Annotated in this window: 15 protein-coding genes, 4 tRNA genes and 2 pseudogenes; 14 read left to right on the top strand and 7 right to left on the bottom strand. The window is 45.3% G+C overall.

From position 1 onward, the window contains the following. The 9 genes from uvrC (at nt 1) to nspC (ending at nt 9,498) form a co-directional block, all read left to right on the top strand. A complete protein-coding gene (gene uvrC, locus B853_RS08915) occupies nt 1-1,833 on the top strand; it encodes an excinuclease ABC subunit UvrC (protein ID WP_081641188.1) in 1,833 nt (610 codons plus the stop codon). A 46-nt stretch (nt 1,834-1,879) separates the two neighbouring features. After that, on the top strand, nt 1,880-2,437 hold the full coding sequence (gene pgsA / locus B853_RS08910) for a CDP-diacylglycerol--glycerol-3-phosphate 3-phosphatidyltransferase (protein ID WP_005445072.1): 558 nt from the start codon (nt 1,880-1,882) through the stop codon (nt 2,435-2,437). A 401-nt stretch (nt 2,438-2,838) separates the two neighbouring features. Further along, nucleotides 2,839-2,912, top strand: a tRNA-Cys gene (locus B853_RS08905). Nucleotides 2,913-2,949: 37 nt separating this feature from the next. After that, nucleotides 2,950-3,025: transfer RNA gene (locus B853_RS08900), tRNA-Gly, on the top strand. A 78-nt stretch (nt 3,026-3,103) separates the two neighbouring features. Next, nucleotides 3,104-3,190, top strand: a tRNA-Leu gene (locus B853_RS08895). A gap of 11 nt (nt 3,191-3,201) precedes the next feature. After that, a tRNA-Gly gene (locus tag B853_RS08890) sits at nt 3,202-3,277 on the top strand. Nucleotides 3,278-3,964: 687 nt separating this feature from the next. Further along, the gene (locus B853_RS08885) at nt 3,965-6,856 is read left to right on the top strand and encodes a pyridoxal phosphate-dependent class III aminotransferase (RefSeq protein WP_038886857.1); all 2,892 of its coding nucleotides are present in this window, start codon (nt 3,965-3,967) and stop codon (nt 6,854-6,856) included. A gap of 18 nt (nt 6,857-6,874) precedes the next feature. Continuing rightward, nucleotides 6,875-8,128, top strand: coding sequence for a carboxynorspermidine synthase (locus B853_RS08880; RefSeq protein WP_009706907.1), 1,254 nt, complete (start codon nt 6,875-6,877; stop codon nt 8,126-8,128). A 236-nt stretch (nt 8,129-8,364) separates the two neighbouring features. Then, nucleotides 8,365-9,498 (top strand): carboxynorspermidine decarboxylase, encoded by a 1,134-nt coding sequence (gene nspC, locus B853_RS08875; RefSeq protein WP_038886860.1) that lies wholly within the window; start codon nt 8,365-8,367, stop codon nt 9,496-9,498. A 73-nt stretch (nt 9,499-9,571) separates the two neighbouring features. Here nspC and B853_RS08870 read toward each other — a convergent pair whose 3' ends face one another. Further along, a complete protein-coding gene (locus B853_RS08870; RefSeq protein WP_010447563.1) occupies nt 9,572-10,084 on the bottom strand; it encodes a glycine cleavage system transcriptional repressor in 513 nt (170 codons plus the stop codon). A gap of 240 nt (nt 10,085-10,324) precedes the next feature. Continuing rightward, on the bottom strand, nt 10,325-11,227 hold the full coding sequence (locus B853_RS08865; RefSeq protein WP_010447565.1) for a DUF3943 domain-containing protein: 903 nt from the start codon (nt 11,225-11,227) through the stop codon (nt 10,325-10,327). A 199-nt stretch (nt 11,228-11,426) separates the two neighbouring features. Here B853_RS08865 and B853_RS08860 point away from each other — a divergent pair. After that, a pseudogene (locus tag B853_RS08860) lies at nt 11,427-12,661 on the top strand (CinA family nicotinamide mononucleotide deamidase-related protein). Nucleotides 12,662-12,749: 88 nt separating this feature from the next. Here the strand turns inward: B853_RS08860 and yfaE are convergent. The 4 genes from yfaE to ubiG all read right to left on the bottom strand — a co-directional run bounded on the left by yfaE (nt 12,750) and on the right by ubiG (nt 17,734). Further along, on the bottom strand, nt 12,750-13,028 hold the full coding sequence (gene yfaE / locus B853_RS08855) for a class I ribonucleotide reductase maintenance protein YfaE (RefSeq protein ID WP_038886855.1): 279 nt from the start codon (nt 13,026-13,028) through the stop codon (nt 12,750-12,752). Next, nucleotides 13,028-14,161 (bottom strand): class Ia ribonucleoside-diphosphate reductase subunit beta, encoded by a 1,134-nt coding sequence (gene nrdB / locus B853_RS08850; protein ID WP_010447569.1) that lies wholly within the window; start codon nt 14,159-14,161, stop codon nt 13,028-13,030. Before nrdB ends, yfaE begins: the two co-directional genes overlap by 1 nt. Before the next feature lie 80 nt (nt 14,162-14,241). After that, on the bottom strand, nt 14,242-16,524 hold the full coding sequence (nrdA, locus tag B853_RS08845; protein WP_038886854.1) for a class 1a ribonucleoside-diphosphate reductase subunit alpha: 2,283 nt from the start codon (nt 16,522-16,524) through the stop codon (nt 14,242-14,244). A gap of 502 nt (nt 16,525-17,026) precedes the next feature. Then, nucleotides 17,027-17,734: a bifunctional 2-polyprenyl-6-hydroxyphenol methylase/3-demethylubiquinol 3-O-methyltransferase UbiG gene (gene ubiG, locus B853_RS08835; RefSeq protein ID WP_010447571.1), complete on the bottom strand. Its 708-nt coding sequence runs from the start codon at nt 17,732-17,734 to the stop codon at nt 17,027-17,029. Between the two features lie 309 nt (nt 17,735-18,043). Between ubiG and gyrA the strand changes: the two genes are divergently transcribed. From gyrA to B853_RS08820, 3 genes are all read left to right on the top strand, one after another. Then, nucleotides 18,044-20,683, top strand: a complete 2,640-nt coding sequence (gyrA, locus tag B853_RS08830) for a DNA topoisomerase (ATP-hydrolyzing) subunit A (RefSeq protein ID WP_038886852.1) — start codon at nt 18,044-18,046, stop codon at nt 20,681-20,683. Nucleotides 20,684-20,804: 121 nt separating this feature from the next. Then, complete coding sequence (locus B853_RS08825) at nt 20,805-21,428, top strand: TPR domain-containing protein (protein WP_038886851.1); 624 nt, start codon at nt 20,805-20,807, stop codon at nt 21,426-21,428. A 41-nt stretch (nt 21,429-21,469) separates the two neighbouring features. Further along, entirely contained in the window at nt 21,470-22,024 is a 555-nt protein-coding gene (locus tag B853_RS08820; protein ID WP_038886849.1) for a hypothetical protein, read from the top strand. A gap of 114 nt (nt 22,025-22,138) precedes the next feature. On the opposite strand, the gene nrfA is transcribed toward B853_RS08820, so the two are convergent. Continuing rightward, complete coding sequence (gene nrfA, locus B853_RS08815; RefSeq protein WP_038886848.1) at nt 22,139-23,566, bottom strand: ammonia-forming nitrite reductase cytochrome c552 subunit; 1,428 nt, start codon at nt 23,564-23,566, stop codon at nt 22,139-22,141. Nucleotides 23,567-24,017: 451 nt separating this feature from the next. Between nrfA and B853_RS08810 the strand changes: the two are divergent. Then, a pseudogene (locus B853_RS08810) lies at nt 24,018-24,492 on the top strand (multiheme c-type cytochrome); the annotation flags it as partial.

Raw genomic sequence — 24,492 nt, 5'->3', positions numbered from 1 at the left:
GTGAATCAACCCTTCGATTCGGCTTCCTTTCTCAAGACAGTAACTCATCAGCCCGGCGTTTACAGAATGTACAACGCCGAGGCTGTTGTTATTTATGTCGGCAAAGCCAAAGATCTAAAAAAGCGCCTCTCAAGTTATTTTCGTAAGAAACTCGACAGTGAAAAGACCCGCGCTCTCGTAAGTAATATCGCTAAAATTGACGTCACGGTGACCCACACCGAGACGGAAGCGCTCATCCTTGAGCACAACTACATCAAGCAATATTTACCGAAATACAACGTACTCCTGCGTGACGATAAGTCGTACCCTTACATTTTCATCAGTGGTCATAAACATCCGCGATTGTCTATGCATCGTGGTGCGAAAAAGCGCAAAGGTGAGTACTTTGGACCATACCCGGATTCTGGTGCGGTACGAGAAACTTTGCACCTTTTGCAGAAAACACTCCCTGTTCGTCAGTGTGAAGATACGGTTTATTCCAACCGTACTCGCCCTTGTTTGATGTACCAAATTGGTCGCTGTGCGGGGCCGTGTGTTAGCACCATAATTTCTGATGAAGAATATGCCGAGCTGGTGGGCTTTGTTCGCTTGTTTTTGCAGGGCAAAGATAAACAAGTGCTTGAGCAACTAATCGAGAAGATGGAAGTGGCAAGCCAGCAGCTCCGCTTTGAAGATGCAGCGAAATTTCGTGATCAGATTCAAGCGATTCGACGCGTACAAGAACAGCAGTACGTTTCAGAAGACAGTATGGATGATATGGACGTACTTGGTTTTGCACAAGAAAACGGTATCGCTTGTATCCATATCTTGATGATTCGTCAGGGCAAGGTGCTAGGCAGTCGCAGTCATTTTCCTAAGATTCCACAGAACACCAGTCAACAAGAAGTCTTTGATAGCTTCCTTACTCAGTACTATTTGAGCCATAACGAGGCACGCACCATCCCGTCTCGTATTATTTTGAATCAAGAGCTGAGTGGCGATATCGAGCCGATTCAACAAGCCCTGAGTGAAGTGGCAGGCCGTAAGGTTCAGTTCCATACCTCTCCAACAGGGTCACGTGGACGTTACCTCAAACTGTCGAATACTAACGCTTTGACGGCAATCACCACCAAGATCAATCACAAGATGACCATCAATCAGCGTTTTAAAGCTCTGCGAGAAGTCTTGGGGATGGAAAGTATCGCTCGTATGGAATGTTTCGATATCTCGCACACGATGGGCGAGAGTACCATTGCCTCATGCGTGGTGTTCAACAGTGAAGGCCCTGTTAAACAGGAGTATCGTCGTTACAATATTACTGGCATTACTGGTGGTGATGATTACGCAGCAATGGGACAAGCTCTAGAGCGTCGTTATTCGAAGCAGCTTGATGTAGAGAAGATTCCTGACATCATCTTCATCGATGGTGGTAAAGGGCAGCTCAACCGAGCGCATGAAATCATATCCCACTACTGGGGAGATTGGCCGAAGCGTCCAACTATGATTGGTATTGCCAAAGGTGTGACCCGCAAACCTGGTCTTGAAACCTTAATTACCGTAGATGGTGATGAGTTTAATTTGCCAAGTGACGCGCCAGCACTTCACCTCATTCAGCACATTCGCGACGAAAGCCATAACCACGCAATTGCGGGGCATCGGGCTAAACGGGGAAAAACCCGACGAACCAGTGCGTTAGAAGGAATTGAGGGCGTGGGTCCAAAGCGTCGTCAAGCCTTGCTCAAATACATGGGCGGTTTACAGGAATTAAAGCGCGCAAGTGTTGAAGAAATCGCCAAAGTACCGGGAATTAGTCACTCTTTGGCAGAAATTATTTTCCAAGCATTGAAACAATAAGGAAAATCCCGCAACATTAAGCCGCAATGTGTAAGAGAATAATAAAATGCGTTTGAATATCCCGAACATTCTATCTCTACTAAGACTGTTCCTAATCCCAGTTTTTGTGGTTGTCTTCTATCTACCTTACTCTTGGGCGCCTTTTGCAGCAGCAATGGTTTTCTGGGTCGCAGGTTTTACTGACTGGCTAGATGGCATGCTTGCTCGTAAGCTAGGCCAAACGTCTCGTTTTGGTGCTTTCATCGACCCAGTGGCTGATAAAGTGCTGGTTGCGACGGCGTTGATTTTGATCACTGAGCATTACCACACGATTTGGGTCACGATCCCTGCGGTTACTATGATAGCGCGTGAAATCATTATCTCTGCATTGCGCGAATGGATGGCCGAGATCGGGAAACGAGCCAGTGTGGCGGTTTCTTGGGTGGGCAAAGTCAAGACTGTCTCACAAATGTTTGCTCTGTGGGTTCTGATTTGGCGTTATGACGATTGGATGGTGTGGTTAGGCTTTGGTGCCTTGTATGTGGCAACCTTCCTAACGTATTGGTCAATGGTTCAGTACCTGGCTGCTGCAAAGGATGATTTGCTCAATGAAGAGCACCATTAAAAGAATCCAACACAAATAGCATTTTAAGAAGCAGGCTTGATAGCCTGCTTTTTTGTGCCTCGGATTCATGATGAAGAAAAAATGTGACATGAGTCTTGTTTTTAATCCTACTAAACGCGTAATGCGGTTTGTTCCTTTAATTATCGATAGTTAATACAAGAAGGAATGCCAGAGGGTAGGTGAACGGCGTAGCGCAATATTCATGATAAACACGAGTATTTGGGCTAATCTCAGTATTAAAACTAATCAATTTACCGTCTTTCGCACAAATTCTGGTCAAACGATTTAAAAAAATAAAAATAGTGTTGACTCGATCGTCCGAATCCGTAGAATGCATTCCGTACCCAAGAGAGCACGGCTTGAAAGGGTGGTGAGAGAAGTTAAGCTTCCTTCACAAATGAGGCGCCTTGGCAGAGTGGCTATGCAGCGGATTGCAAATCCGTGGACCTCGGTTCGACTCCGGGAGGCGCCTCCATTATTCTTTTGAGAGCGAATGGCTTTCGAGAATAAATGCGACACTAGCTCAGTTGGTAGAGCGCAACCTTGCCAAGGTTGAGGTCACGAGTTCGAACCTCGTGTGTCGCTCCAAATTTAAATGATATGGCGATTAGCGGTATCAGATGGTGTTTTACTTTTCTGTAAAGGCATCACAAAGAATATTTGTGTGCCCTGGTGGTGGAATTGGTAGACACAAGGGATTTAAAATCCCTCGACGTTCGCGTTGTGCCGGTTCAAGTCCGGCCCGGGGCACCATCTCAAAATCTGCGACACTAGCTCAGTTGGTAGAGCGCAACCTTGCCAAGGTTGAGGTCACGAGTTCGAACCTCGTGTGTCGCTCCAGATTATAAGCCCAGCATTTATGCTGGGCTTTTTCTTTTCTCGTTTGACACTATCCCAATTACTAGCCCTAAACTGCAGCTTAGACGATGTTGGTCGGCTTCTAGTTCTGCTTATTTCTTTCTGCTTACACACCTCTAATGCACTTTTCTGCGAGACAGATCCATATTGTGGCAAATCCCTTAGCACTCGGTTTATTGTTATTGTGATCTTAATCAATATGAAACTGATGAAAACGTATTGCCAGACGATTTTATTCTGTGATAAATTCGCGCGCAATCTCGGAGCGTAATTTTACGTCATTTGATTCTCTGGGGGATACGCGCAGCGACCATTCAAGCTGATTGTGACACTGCGTAGGGTAGGTATCGACAAAGCCTTTTGTTGATAGACGGGATACTAGTGCTGTAGAAGCGGCATGTTAATGGGAAACCCAACATTGAAACCTTTAAATAAACACACACTAATCAGCTTCATACTACCGAAATGTCCTGTTTTACAAAACGGGTGCATTACGGAGCCTTGATTACTTCCCAAGCTTAATAAAAGTCACGCTTTTTGTGACGGGTTATCTGTATTTGTCGTTTAATCGATGACGAATGCGGAGGTGTATCTGTATCTCCTGTTATTTAATGCTAACGATAATAAATACAGGATAGAGAATCATTCTAATTCAAGGGGTCATGTAGTATGAGCACTGCCTTTGAAGTCGATAATACTATCGCAAACACTTTTTCTACTCAGGTTCCAGTTGTTGATGGAACGTATGATTTAACGCCAGATCAAATCCTTATTGAACAGGCGGAACATGAATCTGAGGTTCGTTCTTACCCACGTCGTTTACCAATAGCGATCAAGCAAGCTTATGGCTGTTTAGTTGAAGATACGCGTGGTCAAATCTTCCTAGATTGTCTTGCAGGGGCCGGCACTTTGGCTTTGGGTTACAACCACCCAGAAATCAACCAAGCGTTAAAAGAACAATTGGATTCTGGTCTGCCGTACCAAACTCTGGATATCGCGACATCTGCGAAAACGCATTTTATTAAGTCTGTTAAAGGCTTTCTTCCTCAAGAGCTGAGTGACAACTGCGTGATTCAGTTCTGTGGCCCTTCTGGTGCAGACGCGGTTGAGGCAGCAATCAAGCTGGCCAAACAAACCACGGGTCGTAACACCATGTTTGCTTTCCGCGGTGCCTACCACGGCATGACAAACGGTACCATGGGTATGATGGGGAACTTGGGCACTAAAGCTCGCCGTACTGGTTTGATGTCAGACGTACACTTTATGCCTTTCCCTTACAGCTTACGTTGTCCATTTGGTCTAGGCGGTGACGAAGGGGCGAAAGCGAGTATTCGTTACATCGAGCGTCTGCTCAACGATGATGAAGCGGGTATCATGAAGCCTGCTGCGATTATCGTGGAGCCTGTGCAAGGTGAGGGTGGTGTTATTCCTGCGCCTGCATTCTGGCTACGTGAGTTGCGCCGCATCTGTGATGAGCACGGTATCCTTCTGATCTTTGATGAAATTCAATGTGGTGTGGGTAAATCTGGTTACAACTTCGCATTCGAAGAAGCAGGGATCGTTCCTGATATTTTGTGTTTGTCTAAAGCGATTGGTGGCGGCTTACCAATGTCGCTGCTTGTGATCAATAAGCAACACGATACATGGAAGCCAGGCGAACACACCGGTACGTTCCGTGGTAACCAACTTGCTATGGTCTCAGGTGCGAAAGCACTCGAAATCATCCAACGCGACAGTCTTGTTGAGCACGCAAACGTTGCAGGCCAGTATCTACGCTTTGGTCTTGAGAGCATTCAAAAACGCGTTAACTGTATCGCAGACGTTCGCGGTAAAGGCTTAATGCTGGGTGTAGAAATTAAGAATCCAAACGGCGAATTGAATAAGTTCGGAGAGCCTCTCGCTGATGGTCAGCTTACTCTTGCTATCCAACGAGCGGCACTTGAGCGTGGCTTGATGGTAGAAAAGGGTGGTCGTGATGGCTCTGTAATTCGCTTCCTTCCTCCGCTTATCATCTCTTTCGAGCAAATCGACTTTGCTCTACGAGTTCTTGAAGATGCGATCATCGCAGCAGGCGGTAGCCATGTTGAAACATCGCAACAAGAAGAATGGAAAAAGCACTTCATTCATACCGGTGAACTTGGCAGTGCTGAATTTGCGTCTGTAATGAATCACACGACAGCGGCGATGAAGTCGGTATTCGAACAAGTGAACGCACCATACTCAGGTATGAATCCTCAGTTTCTAGAAGCTGCAATTAATGCTGTCGATCTGGATAACAAAAATGCATCGCTGAAATCGGTGATTGATGAAGCGGCAGAACTTGTTGCTAAAAACGCGATCTTCACTCAACACCCTGATTGTATTGCTCACTTGCATACGCCTCCTTTGATGCCTGCAGTCGCGGCAGAAGCGATGATTGCAGCGTTGAACCAATCAATGGATTCATGGGATCAAGCATCTTCTGCGACTTACGTAGAGCAAAAAGTGATTAACTGGCTGTGCGATAAATACGAGCTTGGTGATAAGGCAGATGGCATCTTCACTAGCGGTGGCACACAAAGCAACCAAATGGGCCTAATGCTGGCGCGTGACTGGATTGCTGACAAGCTAAGTAACCACTCAATTCAGAAGCTGGGCCTTCCTGATTACGCCGACAAACTTCGTATCGTATGTTCGAAGAAATCGCACTTCACGGTTCAAAAGTCAGCATCTTGGATGGGTCTAGGTGAAAAAGCCGTGATGACCGTCGATGCGAACGCTGACGGCACAATGGACATTACTCAGTTAGATCACGTTCTAACTCAGGCAAAAGCAGAAGGTTTGATTCCATTCGCTATTGTTGGCACTGCGGGTACGACCGATCACGGCGCAATTGACGATCTTGATTTCATTGCTGATATGGCAGCGAAACATGAGATGTGGATGCACGTGGATGGTGCTTACGGTGGCGCATTGATTCTTAGCAGCCACAAATCACGCCTGAAAGGTGTAGAGCGTGCACACTCGATCAGTGTCGACTTCCACAAACTGTTTTACCAAACAATCAGCTGCGGCGCGTTGCTGGTGAACGACAAGTCTAATTTTAAGTTCCTGCTTCATCATGCTGACTACCTAAACCGTGAACATGATGAGCTACCAAACTTGGTCGACAAATCTATCGCAACGACGAAGCGTTTTGATGCATTGAAAGTCTTTATGACGATGCAAAACGTTGGTCCTAAGGCACTTGGTGATATGTACGATCACTTATTGGTACAAACGCAGCAGGTTGCCGACATGGTTCGCAACCACGAGCAGTTTGAACTTCTTGCTGAACCAGCACTTTCAACGGTTCTATTCCGTGCAACCAATGTACGCACAAACAACGCATCTGCAGATTTAGATGAACTGAACAAAGCATTGCGTCTTGAAGCGTTAACTCGTGGTATCGCGGTACTTGGTGAAACCATCGTTGATGGTAAAACCGCTCTTAAATTTACGATTTTGAATCCTTGTCTAACGACAGCGGACTTTGAATCTTTGCTCTTGAAAATCAACACGCTAGCAGTTGAGCTAGTTTAATAAAGGTAACGGAAAACTATGGCAGTTCTACAGATTGGTGCAGGCGGCGTTGGCTGGGTTGTTGCACATAAAGCAGCACAAAACAACGACGTTCTGGGTGATATCACAATCGCATCACGTACTATCGGTAAGTGTGAGAAGATCATCGAATCGATTCAGAAGAAAAACAACCTGAAAGATTCAGCTAAGAAACTAGACGCGCGTGCAGTGAATGCTGACGACGTAGATTCTCTGGTTGCTCTTATTGAAGAAGTAAAACCGGATCTAGTGATCAACGCGGGTCCTCCGTGGGTTAACATGCCAATCATGGAAGCGTGTTACCGAGCAAAAGTTTCATACTTAGATACATCAGTAGCGGTTGACCTATGTTCTGAAGGTCAGCAGGTTCCTGAAGCTTACGATTGGCAGTGGGGCTACCGTGAGAAGTTCGAAGAAGCGGGCATCACGGGTATCCTAGGCGCGGGTTTCGATCCAGGCGTAGTATCAGTATTCGCGGCGTATGCAGTGAAGCATCTGTTTGATGAAATCGACACGATTGACGTAATGGACGTGAACGCAGGCGATCACGGTAAGAAGTTTGCGACGAACTTTGACCCAGAAACGAACATGCTTGAGATCCAAGGCGATTCATTCTACTGGGAAAACGGCGAGTGGAAACAAGTACCTTGTCACTCTCGTATGCTAGAGTTCGATTTCCCGAACTGTGGTTCACACAAAGTGTACTCAATGGCACACGATGAAGTTCGCTCAATGAAAGAGTTCATCCCTGCTAAACGCATTGAATTCTGGATGGGTTTCGGTGACCGTTACCTTAACTACTTCAATGTAATGCGTGATATCGGCCTATTGAGCCCAGACCCGCTAACGCTGCACGATGGTACAGTCGTCCAACCTCTTCATGTACTAAAAGCGATGCTACCAGATCCAACGTCTCTAGCACCAGGCTACACTGGCCTAACGTGTATTGGTACTTGGGTTCAAGGTAAGAAAGACGGCAAAGAGCGTAGCGTGTTTATCTACAACAACGCAGACCACGAAGTGGCTTACGAAGATGTAGAACACCAAGCGATCTCTTACACTACGGGTGTTCCTGCTATTACTGCAGCGCTGCAATTCTTCCGTGGCGAATGGGCAGATAAAGGTGTGTTCAACATGGAACAGCTAAACCCAGACCCGTTCCTAGAAACAATGCCAACTATCGGCCTTGATTGGCATGTTCAGGAATTAGAAGCAGGTCAAGGTTTGCCGCTGATTCACGAACTGAACAAATAAGTTTAACGTCAAACTTATTTAGATTACTCGAGCAGTCATGGCGTGAAGCCGTGGCTGCTTTTGTCGTATTTAAGGTTAACCCCTCCCAGCCTCCCCTTAAAAATGGAGGAGCAGAAACAGACCGAGCTTAGTTTTAAATCTTCCACTTTTTTGGCAAGAACAGAGGTGGCTTGGTTTAGTCCTCTCCCTTTTTAAGGGGGAGTTAGAGGGGGTTAATGGTTGATAAATGGTTAGTTATGAACAAAGAACAGCTTAAAACCCCGTACTTCATGATCAATGAAGACAAACTGGTTGAGAACTTAGAAAAAGCGAAGCAGCTGAAAGATATTTCTGGTGTGAAGCTTGTGTTGGCGCTTAAGTGCTTCTCAACATGGGGCGTATTCGACATCATCAAGCCTTACTTAGATGGCACTACCAGTTCAGGTCCGTTTGAAGTGAAGCTTGGCTACGAGACTTTTGGTGGTGAAACGCACGCATACAGTGTTGGCTACAGTGAAGATGACGTACGTGAAGTAGCAGATATCTGTGACAAGATGATTTTCAACTCGCAGTCACAGCTAGCGGCTTACCGCCATATCGTTGAGGGCAAAGCGTCTATTGGTCTTCGCCTTAACCCAGGCGTAAGCTACGCAGGTCAAGACTTGGCTAACCCTGCACGTCAGTTTTCTCGTCTAGGCGTACAAGCTAACCACATCAAGCCGGAAATTTTCGATGGCATTGATGGTGTGATGTTCCACATGAATTGTGAGAACAAAGACGTGGACGAGTTCATCGGCCTGCTGGACTCGATCTCCGAACAGTTTGGCGACTACCTAAATAAACTCGATTGGGTTAGCATGGGTGGCGGTGTGTTCTTCACATGGCCAGGCTATGATATCGAGAAGTTAGGCCTAGCGCTGAAAGCGTTCTCTGAAAAGCACGGTGTACAAATGTACCTAGAGCCGGGTGAGGCAATCATCACTAAAACGACGGATCTTGTCGTGACCGTGGTAGATATTGTTGAGAACGTGAAGAAGACTGCAATTGTGGATTCGGCAACGGAAGCGCATCGCTTAGACACACTAATCTACAATGAACCAGCGTCAATCCTAGAAGCGTCAGAAAATGGCGAACACGAATACGTGATTGGTTCTTGCTCTTGCCTAGCGGGTGATCAGTTCTGTGTGGCGAACTTCGAACAGCCATTAGAGATTGGTCAGCGTCTACACATTCTGGACAGTGCGGGTTACACCATGGTGAAGCTAAACTGGTTCAATGGTCTGCGCATGCCATCTGTGTACTGCGAACGCTCAAACGGTGATGTACAAAAACTGAATGAATTTGATTATTCAGATTTCAAGCGTTCTTTGTCTCAATGGACAGTGAAGTAATCCTATTTCATTTGGTTGAACGTAAAAAGAGCAGCAAAACGCTGCTCTTTTTTAATTTATAAGCTAGGGCGTGTTAGCTTTCGATAATCACACGAGTATCTTCACTGAGCGACTCAAGCTCATTCACCACATCATCCACTTCAACTTCACTTGGTAGTTTGATCGCCAGTTTCGCGCTGAACAGACTTGAGCTTATACCGCCGCCGCCTGCAATGAACACCCGTTGACAGTCCATATCTAGGATAGAGATACCTTGGTTATCAAGCACATGAGTGATCTCATTGACAATACCTGCGCGGTCATTGGCGTCTAAACGTAACTGGAATATTGTTTCTTCACGATGTGAGTGTGGTTCTGAGTCAACAAACTTAACCACTAAGGTTTGACAAGCTGTGAACGCATCTTTAACGGTATCTACGTTCTCTTCAGGGAGCTCAACTTTAATTACGCCAGCGACTTGGTCTTCGATAAAGTTCACTTTACTGATTAACCATTTCCCACCATTTTCATGGGTAGCTGCGGCGAGTTGTTTGATGGTAGCTGGCGAAGCCTGACCGACAAAATTAACGATAAATACTGTGTTCATAATGTCCCCTCCCGGAATAAGGTTTGGGTGCGGCACTGTATACGTAATGCTGCAGTTATTGGACCTTCAGTGATCGATACTTAAGTCCTTGGAATAATGCCTTTTATTTCAGTGTAGGTGTCGCTGGGAGGTTATGTTTGACTAAAGTCAATTTTTGACGCTAATTCGTGATGCAAATAATGAAAATTATGCTCAGGGCACAAAAAAGCAGCCGTTCGGCTGCTCATTGGAGATTTTATTTTAGAAGGTAACCTTCATTTCAAAACCATAGAAGACGTTGTCATAGCTAGCGCCGGCATCCATCGCAAACTTAGCGGCGTCTTGGTTTCCGAACCAAGGAGATGAAGCAAACTGGAACTCTGCGCTGCCGCCCCAAGCATCCGATACCCAATAATGAATATGACCAACCGGGTTAAGGAAGAAAAGTGACACGTCGCCCATTGTTTCTGAGCCCATCACTTCACCACCATTGGCAACAATGTCTTGCTCAGCTGTCAGCATCATTTCACCGACAACCGCACCGAAGAAAGGTGTGATAAAAATGTCTTGCCACGATGGAACTTCTGCAAAGGCTTCTACACCGTATTCCCAAAAGAAAGTCGACATAGTTGCAGAGTACAAGAAGGATTCGAACTCGTTGTAACCTGCGTGTCGTGCTGCCGTGTAGTATACGCCACCGAAGTATGGGTGCATGATGTAGTTAAGAAAGTGTTCATCACGATCCCAAACTGGACCACTTGAAACGTTGTCTTTCCATTTGCTACCTAGCTTACTCATGTCACGATCTTCTTCGTCCCACTTAGTAATACTTTCTGGTAGAAAAGTCATCAAACCTACTGTCGCCACACTTAAACCAAGGATGGTGTAAGTTTGACCCATAAGGTAATCCCAATCTTTGTCAGTTGGAACAATAACGTGTTTTGGTTGAAGACCTGCGTCGAGGTTTAAAGAATCATCATTATCCAGTCCCATAGCAAAACGACGATTTTGTGGTTCGAAGCTATACAGAGTGGTCGTTTCGCAGTAACCTGACAAGCAATCAGGCTTGTAAGAGAACTCAATATGGTTGCTCATATCGTACTGACTTGCATTTGCCGCAGCAGATGCTGTCAGAACAAGACCACTTAAAGTTTTCTTGAACATGGATGATTTTGACACAAAGGTCTCCGAGTTGTTGGTTGGATGATCGAGTTCACAATTATCCCTCAAAAGAACAGCCATTTAAATACTTGACCTACATTTAATCTCAACGAATTGACTAAGAGATTAGTCCAATAAAATGAAAACGATATAGGGACAATGTCGAAAAAAAGTGAATTTTGCCTAATTTCAGGAGTCAGTTGTGAAAATTGCAATGCTTAGTACCGGTGAAGAGGTGCTTCACGGTGATATTGTTGATACAAACGCAGCTTGGTTGTCGAGCTTATTTTATCAACATGGATTTGGCTTAACCAAACGATCGACAGTTGGAGATAGCCTTTCAAGCTTACTCGAAGAGTTTTTGATGCTTAGCTTCAATAACGATGTGGTTATTGTAAACGGTGGTTTAGGACCAACAACGGACGACATGAGTGCCGCAGCGGCAGCAAAAGCGGCAGAGTGTAAGTTAGTGCTATTTAAGGACTGGTTAGATTATCTAGAGGCAATGTATGCCCGTCGTGGTATACCAATGCCAGACAGTAATTTGAAGCAAGCGATGTTGCCGGAAACTGCAGAGATTGTTGATAACCCAATTGGTACGGCTTGCGGTTTTAAAATGCTGATCAATGATGCCGTGTTCTATTTTACGCCGGGAGTTCCAAGTGAATTTAAGTTGATGGCGGAAGCTCAAATTCTGCCAGACTTAAAAAAATGCTTTCCAGACGTAGAAAGCTCATCATGTAGTCGAATTTATACCTTTGGTCTTTCTGAATCCGGGATATCTGACAAACTTGACCAAATGAAGCTACCTCAAGGCTATGAACTTGGGTATCGCTCTTACTTACCTTTCATCGAAGTAAAATTGTTTGGCCCATCCAATCAATTGGAACAGCGTATGAAGCTAATGCAGCTTATTCATAAACACTTGGAAACCAATACTGTAAGTGTTGATGTACCGATGGTTGAGCATATTGGTCGCTTACTGTTAGAGAAAGGGCTTACCTTATCCGTTTCTGAGCAAAGCAGCGCTGGGCACCTGACTTATTGGCTTAATGGCGATGAAAATGTAGGGAAGCAATTTGGTCATGGCTGGGTGCTGCCTGGGCAAAATAAGACAATAATGGATGAAGGCGATACGTTGGCTGCGACTTTTGCCCTTGCCGGAGCGACACGAGAGAAATGTGGCACAGATTTAGCGTTAGTAACGGGGAAACTTGATGATGGTGTATTTTCCGTCGCTCTTTCTACCTCTGTGGGAGAGTGGGGGGGGCGCTCTATAAGTTATCGAGAAAGTACCAGCGCGATGATCAAGTAAAAGTTATCAGTGCCGCAGCGTTAGATTTATTACGCCGTTACTTAGAGCGCAAGCCAATGGCAGCTCAATATGCATTTTTAGAAAAAGTCAAAGAGATGCACATTCCAAACAGTGTGCTTTAACTTCTTGATGCAAATAAGATAAATATTTCTAGATGACAAAAAGCCAAGGCGATTGCCTTGGCTTTTTTATGTTCGGTAGGGCGGTAATCTACGCGCGTTTTTCTCTCATCGCGTAGTTCACACCGCTAAGCGAAAGGTCAGATTTTGCCTTACAAATACAGAGTAAGATTTCGTCTGGCTGGATGTAAGCCATTGCAAAACCAACATACTCCACTTCACCCGACTCCAACTTACAACGACAAGCACCACAGTGCCCGTCACGACAGTTGTATTCAGGTAATAAGCCTGCTTGTTCCATCGTCTCCAAAATCGTATTAGATGGGTTGGATTCAATGCTCACGAGTTTGTTGATTTTGATATTTGGCATTACAGCTCAAACCCTTCGAAGTCGTCTGCACTTACTTCATTGTCAATCTGACCAACAAGGTATGAAGAGATTTCTGCTTCTTGCGGTGCCACCTGAACGTTATCCGATGACAACCAAGCGTTGATCCATGGGATAGGGTTTGACGTCGCTTCAGGGTACGCTGCTGGCAGACCTACCGCTTGCATACGGATGTTAGTGATGTACTCAACGTATTGGCTCAGAATGTCTTTGTTCAGACCGATCATTGAACCATCTTTAAATAGGTACTCAGCCCACTCTTTTTCTTGCTCAGCCGCTTCTTTGAATAGGTCAAAACACTCTTGTTTTGCTTCTTCAGCGATTTGCATGAATGAGAAGTCATCTTGACCGTTACGTAGCAGGTTGATCATGTGTTGCGTACCGTTCAAGTGAAGTGCTTCATCACGAGCGATAAGCTTGATGATTTTCGCGTTACCTTCCATAAGCTCACGCTCTGCGAAAGCAAATGAACATGCAAAACTTACGTAGAAACGGATTGCCTCTAGTGCGTTAACTGACATCAAACACACGTACAGTTTCTTCTTCAGATCGTACAGGCTAACTTTAACCGTTTCACCATTAAGAACGTGTTCGCCTTCACCGTAACGGTGATAGTCGTTTGTCGCTTGGATCAGATCATCGTAGTAGTGTGCAATGTCTTTCGCACGCTTAAGGATGTGTTCGTTTTCAACGATATCGTCAAATACCACACTTGGATCATTCACGATGTTACGGATGATGTGTGTGTACGAGCGAGAGTGAATCGTTTCAGAGAAAGACCAAGTCTCAATCCATGTTTCTAGCTCAGGCAGAGAAACAAGTGGAAGCAGTGCAACGTTCGGGCTACGGCCTTGAATTGAGTCAAGCAGCGTTTGGTACTTCAGGTTTGAGATGAAGATGTGCTTCTCGTGGTCTGGTAGCTTGTTGTAATCGATACGATCGCTTGAAACGTCAACTTCTTCTGGACGCCAGAAGAAAGACAGTTGCTTTTCGATTAGTTTTTCGAAGATCTCGAATTTTTGTTGGTCGTAACGAGCAACGTTCACTGATTGACCTAGGAACATTGGTTCCTTTAGCTGGTCGTTTTTGTTCTGGTTAAAAGTACTGTAAGCCATAATGCCTCAATTCCTTTTAGACCTCCCAAAAGGGGAGGTATTCGATTGTTTGTTTCTACGGATTGTTAGGGTGCGGGAGATTAAATCTTACAACCGCCGCCTGCACAATCGTCATCCTGTGGTTGAACTGCGTCTTTCTGATCGTCTTTCGCGCCGTCACGAGTGTTATGGTAGTAAAGTGTCTTCACACCAAACTTGTACGCAGTTAGAAGGTCTTGAAGAAGTTTCTTCATTGGAACCTTACCGCTCTCGTAACCAGAAGGGTCGTAGTTTGTGTTTGCAGAGATCGCTTGGTCAACGAATTTCTGCATGATGCCCACAAGGTGTAGGTAACCGTCGTTAGAACCGATGTTCCAAAGCAGTTCGTAGTTGTCTTTCAGCTCAGCAAAATCTGGCACAACTTGCTTCAGGATGCCGTCTTTCGACGCTTTAACAGACACGAAACCGCGTGGTGGCTCAATACCGTTTGTTGCGTTAGAGATCTGAGAAGAAGTCTCAGATGGCATTAGCGCAGTCAGTGTTGAGTTACGTAGGCCGTGCTCCATGATTTCTTGACGTAGGCTGTCCCAATCGTAGTGAAGCTCTTCTTCACAAATTAGATCAACGTCTTTCTTGTAAGTGTCGATTGGCAGTAGACCTTTCGCGTAGTTCGTTTCGTGGAACGAAGGACACTTACCTTGCTCTTTCGCAAGCGCTACAGAGGCTTTCAATAGGTAGTACTGAATCGCTTCAAATGTACGGTGAGTTAGGCCGTTTGCGCTGCCGTCAGAGTACTTAACGCCATTCTTCGCTAGGTAGTATGCAAAGTTGATAACGCCAACACCCAGCGTACGGCGGTTCATTGTCGACTTGTAAGCTGCTGGTAGTGGGTAATCTTGGTAATCAAGTAGAGCGTCTAGCGCACGCACTACAAGCTCAGATAGCTCTTCGAAATCATCTAGCGATTTGATAGCACCAAGGTTAAACGCAGACAGCGTACATAGTGCGATCTCACCTGAATCATCTTCAACGTTTTTCAGAGGCTTAGTTGGCAGAGCGATTTCCAAACATAGGTTTGATTGACGAACTGGCGCAACTTCTGAATCGAACGGGCTGTGAGTATTACAGTGGTCCACGTTCTGAATGTAGATACGGCCTGTTGATGCACGCTCTTGCATTAGCAGAGTGAACATCTCAATTGCTTTAACGGTCTCTTTCTTGATTGAAGGATCGTTTTCGTATTTCACGTATAGACGTTCGAATTCTTCTTGGTTTTCGAAGAATGCGTCGTATAGACCCGGTACGTCAGACGGTGAGAATAGCGTGATGTTGCCACCTTCCACTAGACGTTGGTACATCAGTTTGTTCAACTGAACACCGTAGTCCATGTGACGAACACGGTTCTCTTCTACACCACGGTTGTTCTTAAGTACCATTAGCGAGCGAGCTTCGCCGTGCCATAGCGGGTAGAACACCGTTGCTGCACCGCCACGAACACCACCTTGAGAACAACATTTCACTGCTGTTTGGAAGTATTTGTAGAATGGGATACAACCTGTGTGGAATGCTTCACCACCGCGGATTTCAGAACCTAGTGCACGGATACGACCTGCGTTGATACCGATACCTGCACGCTGAGAAACGTAACGCACGATAGAGCTTGCTGTTGCGTTGATAGAATCAAGGCTATCGCCACATTCGATCAGTACACATGAGCTGAACTGACGAGTAGGCGTACGTACACCAGACATGATCGGTGTAGGCAGAGAAATCTTAAATGTCGATGTCGCATCGTAGAAACGCTTGATGTAGTCAAGACGCGTTTCTTTCGGATAGTTAGCGAACAGGCAAGCAGACACTAGAATGTACAGGAACTGAGCACTTTCGTAGATTTCACCTGATACACGGTTTTGTACGAAGTACTTACCTTCTAGCTGTTTTACTGCAGCGTAAGAGAAATCGAGATCGCGCTTGTGGTCGATGTACGCATCAAGCTCATCTAATTCTGCTTTTGTGTAGTCTTCTAGGATATGTTGATCGTACTTACCCATATCAACAAGACGAGACACGTGGTTATAAAGCGTAGGCGGCTCATATTGACCGTATGCTTTTTTACGTAAGTGGAATACCGCTAGGCGAGCAGCTAGGTATTGGTAGTCCGGAGTCTCTTCAGAAATCAAGTCTGCAGCAGACTTTATCATCGTCTCATGGATATCTGACGTGGTGATGCCGTCGTAAAACTGGATGTGAGCACGTAGTTCTACTTGTGATACTGAAACGTTGTTAAGACCTTCGGCAGCCCAAGTGATAACGCGGTGGATTTTCTCCAGATCGATATTTTCTTTGCGGCCATCACGCTTAGTGACGGTAAGTTGTTGGTTCATTCTGCTTTATTTCCCTAAGAAAACTGATAAAAGCCGTATTTTTGTTTGTTTATGTGCAAAACTTGTAAAATTTGCGGCGGCTTTGTGATCAAAGTCTATCTATATATTGTAGCTTAAACACAACATATAGGGGTTAATTTGTTTGCGGGTTACAAGATAGTGCTATTGCCCCAATTTTTCAAGGCACAGGCAGGGGATGACTTGTGGATAACTATGAGAACGAAAAAAATCAGTAAGTGAACACTAACCGATGAGAAAAGGGGGAGATTGATTGGAGAAAATTGCAGTTTTCAGATCGGTTTACAAATAACCGCATGTAAAAATATTTTCCTTGATCTTTGACAGTTTTTGTTTGTTAAAAATAGATTGGTTAAAATGGAATCTAGTGCACGAAAAATGTACCAACAGAAACTAAAAAAGGCAGTAAACCTATGCTACTGCCTCTCTAACGAACCCTTCTTTTATAGGCTCATTTGGTTGATGTGATTGCTATGTAATCAGACTAGTATTTTTGAGTATGGACGATGTAGTTTACATCGACATTACGGCCTAGTTTGTAGCTATCGTTAAGAGGATTGTAGTGCAAGCCAGTGATACCCATTTCGGTTAGGTCTGTTTGGTCAATCATCTTCATCATTTCTGCTGGTTTGATGAATTTCTCGTGGTCGTGAGTGCCTTCCGGAACGATTTTCAATAGCTTCTCTGCGCCAACAATGGCAAATAGGTATGACTTGATATTGCGGTTTAGTGTAGAGAAGAAGACATGGCCGCCAGGTTTGACCAACGCTGCACAAGAGCGAATCACAGAGAGTGGGTCAGGGACGTGTTCAAGCATCTCCATGCAAGTCACGACATCGTAAGTCCCGGCATTTTCCGCTGCGTGGTCTTCGATGGTGCTTTGGATGTAAGTCAGCTTAGTTCCTGTCTCTAGTGCGTGCAGGCGAGCGACTTCTAAAGGTTCCTTACCCATATCTAGGCCAGTTACCACTGCACCTTCTTTTGCCATGCTTTCTGCAAGAATACCGCCACCACAGCCCACATCGAGCACTTTTTTGCCAAATAAACCGTCGGCTTTCTCCAGGACATAGTTCAAGCGAAGCGGGTTAATTTGGTGAAGTGGTTTGAACTCGCCTTCTAAATCCCACCAACGAGAAGCCATCTCCTCGAATTTCTTAATTTCACTTGGATCGACGTTTTGTGCTTTTGTCATGATAGTAATATCGCTTCGCTAATAGTCCTTTGGAAGGCGCGATTATACTCCAATGGTACGATACGTTAAAACTGCTTCTTTTCTCACAATCGCAATAGGGGACATTTTTGAACGATATTGGTGGAAATATAGTCAGTTTTCAGAAAGATATGGGATGAATGTGCAAATTCTCTTCATTTAACCCATAACCAAGCTCACAACCTGATAAAAGGAGCGGGAAAGTGATGCCCCGTTGATGAATTGTGTGTTATATTTTTGCACCTTACACGTATCGTAATTACGATCAGATAATAGAGGGATAATGGCTCTATGAGCGATTTAGCTAAAGAGATCACGCCCGTAAACATTGAAGATGAGCTTAGAGGTTCATACCTAGACTACGCGATGTCAGTAATCGTGGGTCGTGCTCTTCCAGATGTGCGTGATGGCCTAAAACCAGTACACCGCCGCGTTTTATTCGCGATGAACGTACTAGGCAACGATTGGAACAAACCATATAAAAAATCAGCCCGTGTTGTCGGCGACGTAATCGGTAAATATCACCCACACGGTGATAGTGCTGTGTACGACACAATCGTACGTATGGCTCAGCCGTTCTCACTTCGTTACATGCTGGTCGATGGTCAAGGTAACTTTGGCTCGATCGATGGCGACTCTGCTGCGGCAATGCGTTATACCGAAGTACGTATGGCGAAGATTGCCCACGAACTTCTGGCTGACCTAGACAAAGAAACCGTAGACTATGTACCTAACTATGATGGTACTGAGCAGATCCCTGCGGTTCTTCCTACGAAAATTCCTAACCTACTGGTAAACGGTTCTTCTGGTATCGCGGTAGGTATGGCAACCAACATCCCGCCACACAACCTTGGCGAAGTGATCGATGGCTGTCTTGCGTACATCAATAATGAAGAAATCACTATTGATGAGCTAATGGATTACATTCCTGGTCCTGATTTCCCTACAGCGGCGCTGATCAGCGGTCGTAAAGGCATCGTAGACGCGTACAAAACAGGTCGCGGCAAAATCTACATGCGTTCAAAAGCGGAAATCGAAGTGGAGAAGAATGGTAAAGAAACCATCATCGTCACTGAAATTCCTTACCAGGTAAACAAAGCTCGCTTGATCGAAAAGATCGCTGAGCTGGTTAAAGATAAAAAAGTAGAAGGCATTAGCGCGCTACGTGACGAGTCTGATAAAGACGGTATGCGTATCGTAATTGAATGTAAGCGCGATGCTGTGGGCGAAGTGGTTCTAAACAACCTTTACGCACAAACCCAGCTTCAAACGACTTTCGGTATCAACATGGTTGCGCTAGACAATGGCCAGCCAAAACTATTCAACCTAAAAGAGATGTTGAAGTGTTTCGTTGACCACCGTCGTGAAGTTGTTACTCGTCGTACTATCTTCGAACTACGTAAAGCTCGTGAACGTGCACATATCCTTGAAGGTTTGGCGCTTGCACTAGCGAACATCGATGAAATCATCGAACTTATTCGTAAAGCTCCAACACCTGCAGAAGCGAAAGCTGGCCTTGTAGCGCGTGGTTGGGACCTTGGCAACGTAGCGGCAATGCTAGAGCGTGCAGGCACCGATGCTGCTCGTCCAGAATGGCTAGAAGAGCAATACGGCATCCGTGACGGCCAGTACTTCCTGACTGAAACTCAAGCACAAGCTATCCTAGACCTACGTCTACACAAGCTAACTGGTCTTGAGCACGAGAAGATTCTTGACGAATACAAAGCACTTCTAGATGAAATCGCAGAGCTAATGCACATTCTTGCAAGCACTGAGCGTTTGATGGAAGTGATCCGTGAAGAACTTGAAGCGGTTCGCGATGGTTTCGGCGATGCACGTCGTACAGAAATCACAGCAGCTAGCCATGACATTGACATGGAAGAGCTGATCGCTCGTGAAGACGTAGTAGTAACTCTGTCTCACGAAGGTTACGTTAAGTACCAAATTCTAAGCGACTACGAAGCTCAGCGTCGTGGTGGTAAAGGTAAGAGTGCAACGAAGATGAAAGATGAAGACTTCATCGAACGTCTACTTGTTGCAAATACCCACGATAACATTCTATGTTTCTCAACTCGTGGTAAGACTTACCGTCTGAAAGTTTACCAATTGCCTCATGCAACTCGTACTGCACGTGGTAAGCCAATCGTAAACATCCTTCCGCTAGAGGAAGGCGAACGTATCACCGCAATTCTTCCAGTTGATGAGTTCTCACCAGAGAAATTTATCTTCATGGCGACAGGCGATGGTACGGTTAAGAAGACCCCACTGAACCAGTTTGCAAACGTACGTTCAAACGGTCTAATCGCTGTGAACCTACGTGATGATGACTCACTAATTGGCGTTGATATCACAAATGGCGATAGCGACATCATGCTGTTCTCTAAAGCAGGTAAAGTGGTTCGCTTCAGCGAAGACAAAGTACGTGCAATGGGTCGTACAGCGGCGGGTGTTCGCGGTATGAAACTAGCAGACGAAGACCAAGTTGTGTCTCTAATCGTTCCGTCTAACGAAGGCGATATCCTAACGGTTACACAAAACGGCTACGGTAAGCGTACTGAACTAGCGGAATACCCAACGAAAGGTCGTGCAACTCAGGGCGTTGTGTCTATCAAGGTTTCTGAGCGTAACGGTCCAGTTGTTGGCGCAGTACAAGTAGAAGAAGGCGACGAGATGATGATGATCACCGACGCTGGTACTCTAGTTCGTACTCGTGTAGCTGAAGTAAGCCAAGTAGGTCGTAACACTCAAGGTGTAACGCTGATCCGTACAGCAGAAGATGAGTCAGTAGTTGGTCTACAACGCATTGACGAAGTTGAAGAAGTTGAATTACCTGAAGGTGAAGAAGCGGAAGCAACAGAAGCAAATGTTGAAGGTCAAGCGCCTGAAGCACCAGCAGCGGACGATACAGCTGAAGGTTCTGAAGAAGAATAATCTTCTCAGTCACTGCTAAATTTAAAAGCCGAGCATTACGCTCGGCTTTTTTGTACTTGTATCAACGCAATTAAAGCTCTAAACCAGTAGACTGAAACTCTCTTGTTTTATGGAATGCACTATGTCGGTTTGGTTTTTTGTTGCCATCACTTTGATGGGTTTATTCATTGTGGCTTTGTCGCTGAGCGCCGCCAAAGTAAAGCCAGCGCAATGGTTTAGCTTCTGCGCGTTGGTGCTCGTGCTGACGAGTGCTAGCTTTTTACTTTTTCGTCAATCTGCTCCTCAGCCAATACAAGCCGAAGCATCGCGGATGATGACTGCTCATGACATCATTGAGGAAATCCAAGACCAATTGCGTGAAGACCCAAATAATGCTGAGCTATGGTTTCAGTTGGGGCAGGGATATCTGGTCGAAGGAGAGCTTGATGGAGCACTGATTTGCTTCGATTATGCCATTCAGTTGACAGACCCAGTCAATGCAACTCAACTTGCCGCTAAAGCAACCACCCTGTATTACATCCATAAACAAGCGATGACGAGTGAAGTCAGTTTATTGCTTGAACAAGCGTTGCAGTTAGAGCCTCATAATGAAGCTGCTTTGTCTTTGATCGCAAATGATCATTTTTTGTCATTCCGTTTTCAGGAGGCGATTGATGCTTGGGTACTATTACTAGATTCTAACGATCCCAACTTAGATAGAGTGCAAATTATTAACTCTATCAACCAAGCGAAAGAGCTGTTGTAGACGTAGAATTTAATAAGCAGTAGACGAAAGGTAGGCGACGAATGAAGAATAAAGCGTTAGGCATTTTGGTGGTGCTGTGCGGCTCCGTACTGGCAGGCTGTACTTCTTCCGAACATTCTGGCTCCTCATCTACGGTTTATTACTCTTCCGGTTACTACGATCCATGGTGGTATGATCATGACGATTACTGGATCTACTATTATCCGGGTTGTTGTGACAATGATGATGAATACAAAGAGAAATTGGAAGAGTGGTGGAATGGCTTGGATGAAGACCAACAGCAATCCATCAAAGACAAAGTTGAAGATTGGAAGGATGATGATATGTCCACCAACATTGACAACATGAAACGCCAACTTGACGACCATTGGCAATCTCTACCTGAAGAGCAGAAGCAGGAGATTCAAACCAAGTGGGAGAATCGTCCAGAGCGAAGCGAGCCCGCGGCTTTACGAGACAAAGCACTGAAAGAAAAGGCGCAACAAAGAAAAGCACTGCCAGAGACGAAGGTTCAGCGTCCTGCGGAAAGACCTAATGTGCAAATGCCTAAAACGCGCCCAAATATTCAGTCTAGGCCGAGACTTCCTCGTCGTTAGCACATTCGATTTTTGTCTCTCGATAGAATCGAGGACGAAGAAATAAAGATAACAAAGAAAGGGGCGTTCAGTACGCCCCTTGTTGTATCTATTAATTAATCTTCACCAGTTAAATTAGTACTTGGCTTCGCGTTCAGCCGCTGCTTTATCCCACTCTGGTGCCACCGTTTCTAGGAAGTGTTTCTTATCTGAGTTCATTTTCTCCATATCCATACCTAGTGCTTGTTGTGCCTTAGCTTTGGTCGAGATATCAGGGATTTGTACTGGTTCAGTAATGCCTTTGGTTGCAAGTAAACGAACCAGCTTAGTGCGTGCGTCCGCCGCACGGTCAACCGCAGTACCTAACACCTCTAGCGCAACTTCAGGCGCGTGCATGTGGACACCATGAGACGCAATCGCGTAGTCCCAACGCCATTGTGCATGGCGGATATCTTGCAGGATCGGCTGCATTTCATCTTCGGTTGCGCCGGCTTTCCATGCTGCACCCGCTTCAAAGTGCGCTGCTACGATTTGCTTCTCGGCTGTTAGCTTCATGTTCAGTACTTGAGCTTTACGCGTTGAAACGATGCCTTGTAGCTGCTCTTTGGTTTGGGTATGACATTGTGCACAAGTGTCTTCGAAGCGATCAAACGGATTGCCCACTTTGTGGTCGGTGTAAACGGTGCCGTCTTCTTTAGTTACTTTTGGCATGTGGCAGTCCACACATACGACTTTATTCTTGCCGTGGATGCCATCACGCCATGTTTCGTAACCTGGGTGCTGTGCTTTCAACATTGGTGCCTTCGATACTGCGTGTGTCCAATCTTTGAAGTTCAATGCATCGTAGTACTGTTCCATATCGTTCACAGTGGTCCCCATGTCCCATGGGAATTTCACGGCTTTGGTTGGACCGGTAAAGTAGTATTCAACGTGGCACTGCGCGCAAACAGACGCTTGTTGATCTAGGCGAGATTGGTCATCAAACTTTTTGCCGATGGCATCGAAAGCGCGTTCTACATAAGGGCGAGTTATTGCCAGCGCTGGTTCACCGTTTTTAAACTCATCAGAGCGAGTGTCGTGACAGTCAGAACAACCAATAGGGTTAACGACCTCCGATCCTAAGCGTGCCCATTTTCCTTCGAAGTAGCCATCTTCACCGCGTTCATCAATTACGCGAGCCACATCTGGGCTTTTACAGCTCCAACACGCCATCGGCATAGGTCCGGATTTTTCGTCTGTCGGTGCACCGGTACGTAAGGTTTGGCGAACATCATCCAATGCGTAGAAGTGACCGCGGGCTTTATTGTAATCTTTCGCAAAGCCATAGCCTGCCCATAGAATCACCATGTTTGGGTCTTCACTTAAGGCATCTTCAATATGTTCACTTTCTGATGTTGCTTTCCAAGAATGATATTGGTCAGGGTGGTTTTGTTCAAAGGCATCGTTGCGTGGATCGACGAGTCCTTTATCTTCCGCTGCCATAGGAGCGCCTACCAAAAATAATTGGCTGGCGAATAAGGTCGCAACCGCGATGGGTGCGCTCATCCAGTGTTTTATGCTCACGGTGTTATCTCCATATTTGTTTTTATAAGCAGCGTTGTGAGGAGCTATTCCAAATAAGAACCGGAGATCTAAGATTAATAATATGGCTTAATCAAATAGATGAAATAGTGAGCGATACTTGTCTTGTTTTAGATCAATTTACGCCAGTGATCTCAGTCATGTTTATATTTATATACCCCTAAAGTGGTATGGTGTAACTTATTGTGTGCTAAGGTTTTAGCTTTCTGTCTGTTTAAAAAATAGGGTGATTAAGCTCGCTTTTTGAGCGGTTGTTTCTACCCCTTATGGAGAATAGGGGTATTATAAATATAGGTTTAGCGTTGTGGCTTTCCGAAATAAGAATTGATGTCATTTGAAGGTTTGTAAAAATATCTTCAGAGGAAATTAATTGTCGCTCAAATAAATAATTGAGAATGGTTATCAATTATTATCGAGCTAAGGAAAGAAAAATATGGGCAATATAAAATTGACCATAGAGACAATGCTGAAATTTCTCTTCATCTTTGCCTTCTATGGTTTTTCCATCGCCGCCCATGCGACTTCTTCAGAGTCAGTTGAAGGTGCTCAGGCCGAGCGTCATCAAGTCGAACTGATCCGAGACCGAGACTATAAATGTCTTCAATGTCATAAGGACGCCAAAGACACTCTGAATCTATCGCATGATCCACAAGCGTTATTGAGCCAAGGAAAGCAACTTAATTGCACCAACTGCCACAGCATTATTGGTCCTGACCACCGTGAAGGGGCGCCGGATGTTATTAAGTTTTCTGCTGCGCAATCAAAAGCAGTGCACGATAAGGTGTTCCTCGATCCGAGTTTGATCCTCAAAGCTAATAGTCAGTGCGTGGATTGCCATGCGCCTACTGAGCTAAGAGAAAGCCACTGGACGCACGATGTATGCAAAGAATCTTACTTGCTCAATTGTC

Origin of the sequence: Vibrio rotiferianus CAIM 577 = LMG 21460 (genome assembly GCF_002741985.1) — a bacterium.
Taxonomy (GTDB): Bacteria; Pseudomonadota; Gammaproteobacteria; order Enterobacterales; family Vibrionaceae; genus Vibrio; species Vibrio rotiferianus.
This window is presented reverse-complemented; position numbering and strand designations above follow the sequence as displayed.

Bases quoted from the DNA above. Each gene is read 5' to 3' on its own strand.
- B853_RS08820 (WP_038886849.1), top strand. From the start codon at position 21,470: ATGAAGAATAAAGCGTTAGGCATTTTGGTGGTGCTGTGCGGCTCCGTA.
- nrdB (WP_010447569.1), bottom strand. From the start codon at position 14,161: ATGGCTTACAGTACTTTTAACCAGAACAAAAACGACCAGCTAAAGGAA.
- B853_RS08880 (WP_009706907.1), top strand. From the start codon at position 6,875: ATGGCAGTTCTACAGATTGGTGCAGGCGGCGTTGGCTGGGTTGTTGCA.
- ubiG (WP_010447571.1), bottom strand. From the start codon at position 17,734: ATGACAAAAGCACAAAACGTCGATCCAAGTGAAATTAAGAAATTCGAG.
- B853_RS08870 (WP_010447563.1), bottom strand. From the start codon at position 10,084: ATGAACACAGTATTTATCGTTAATTTTGTCGGTCAGGCTTCGCCAGCT.
- yfaE (WP_038886855.1), bottom strand. From the start codon at position 13,028: ATGCCAAATATCAAAATCAACAAACTCGTGAGCATTGAATCCAACCCA.
- gyrA (WP_038886852.1), top strand. From the start codon at position 18,044: ATGAGCGATTTAGCTAAAGAGATCACGCCCGTAAACATTGAAGATGAG.
- B853_RS08865 (WP_010447565.1), bottom strand. From the start codon at position 11,227: ATGTTCAAGAAAACTTTAAGTGGTCTTGTTCTGACAGCATCTGCTGCG.
- nspC (WP_038886860.1), top strand. From the start codon at position 8,365: ATGAACAAAGAACAGCTTAAAACCCCGTACTTCATGATCAATGAAGAC.
- nrdA (WP_038886854.1), bottom strand. From the start codon at position 16,524: ATGAACCAACAACTTACCGTCACTAAGCGTGATGGCCGCAAAGAAAAT.
- pgsA (WP_005445072.1), top strand. From the start codon at position 1,880: ATGCGTTTGAATATCCCGAACATTCTATCTCTACTAAGACTGTTCCTA.
- B853_RS08825 (WP_038886851.1), top strand. From the start codon at position 20,805: ATGTCGGTTTGGTTTTTTGTTGCCATCACTTTGATGGGTTTATTCATT.
- B853_RS08885 (WP_038886857.1), top strand. From the start codon at position 3,965: ATGAGCACTGCCTTTGAAGTCGATAATACTATCGCAAACACTTTTTCT.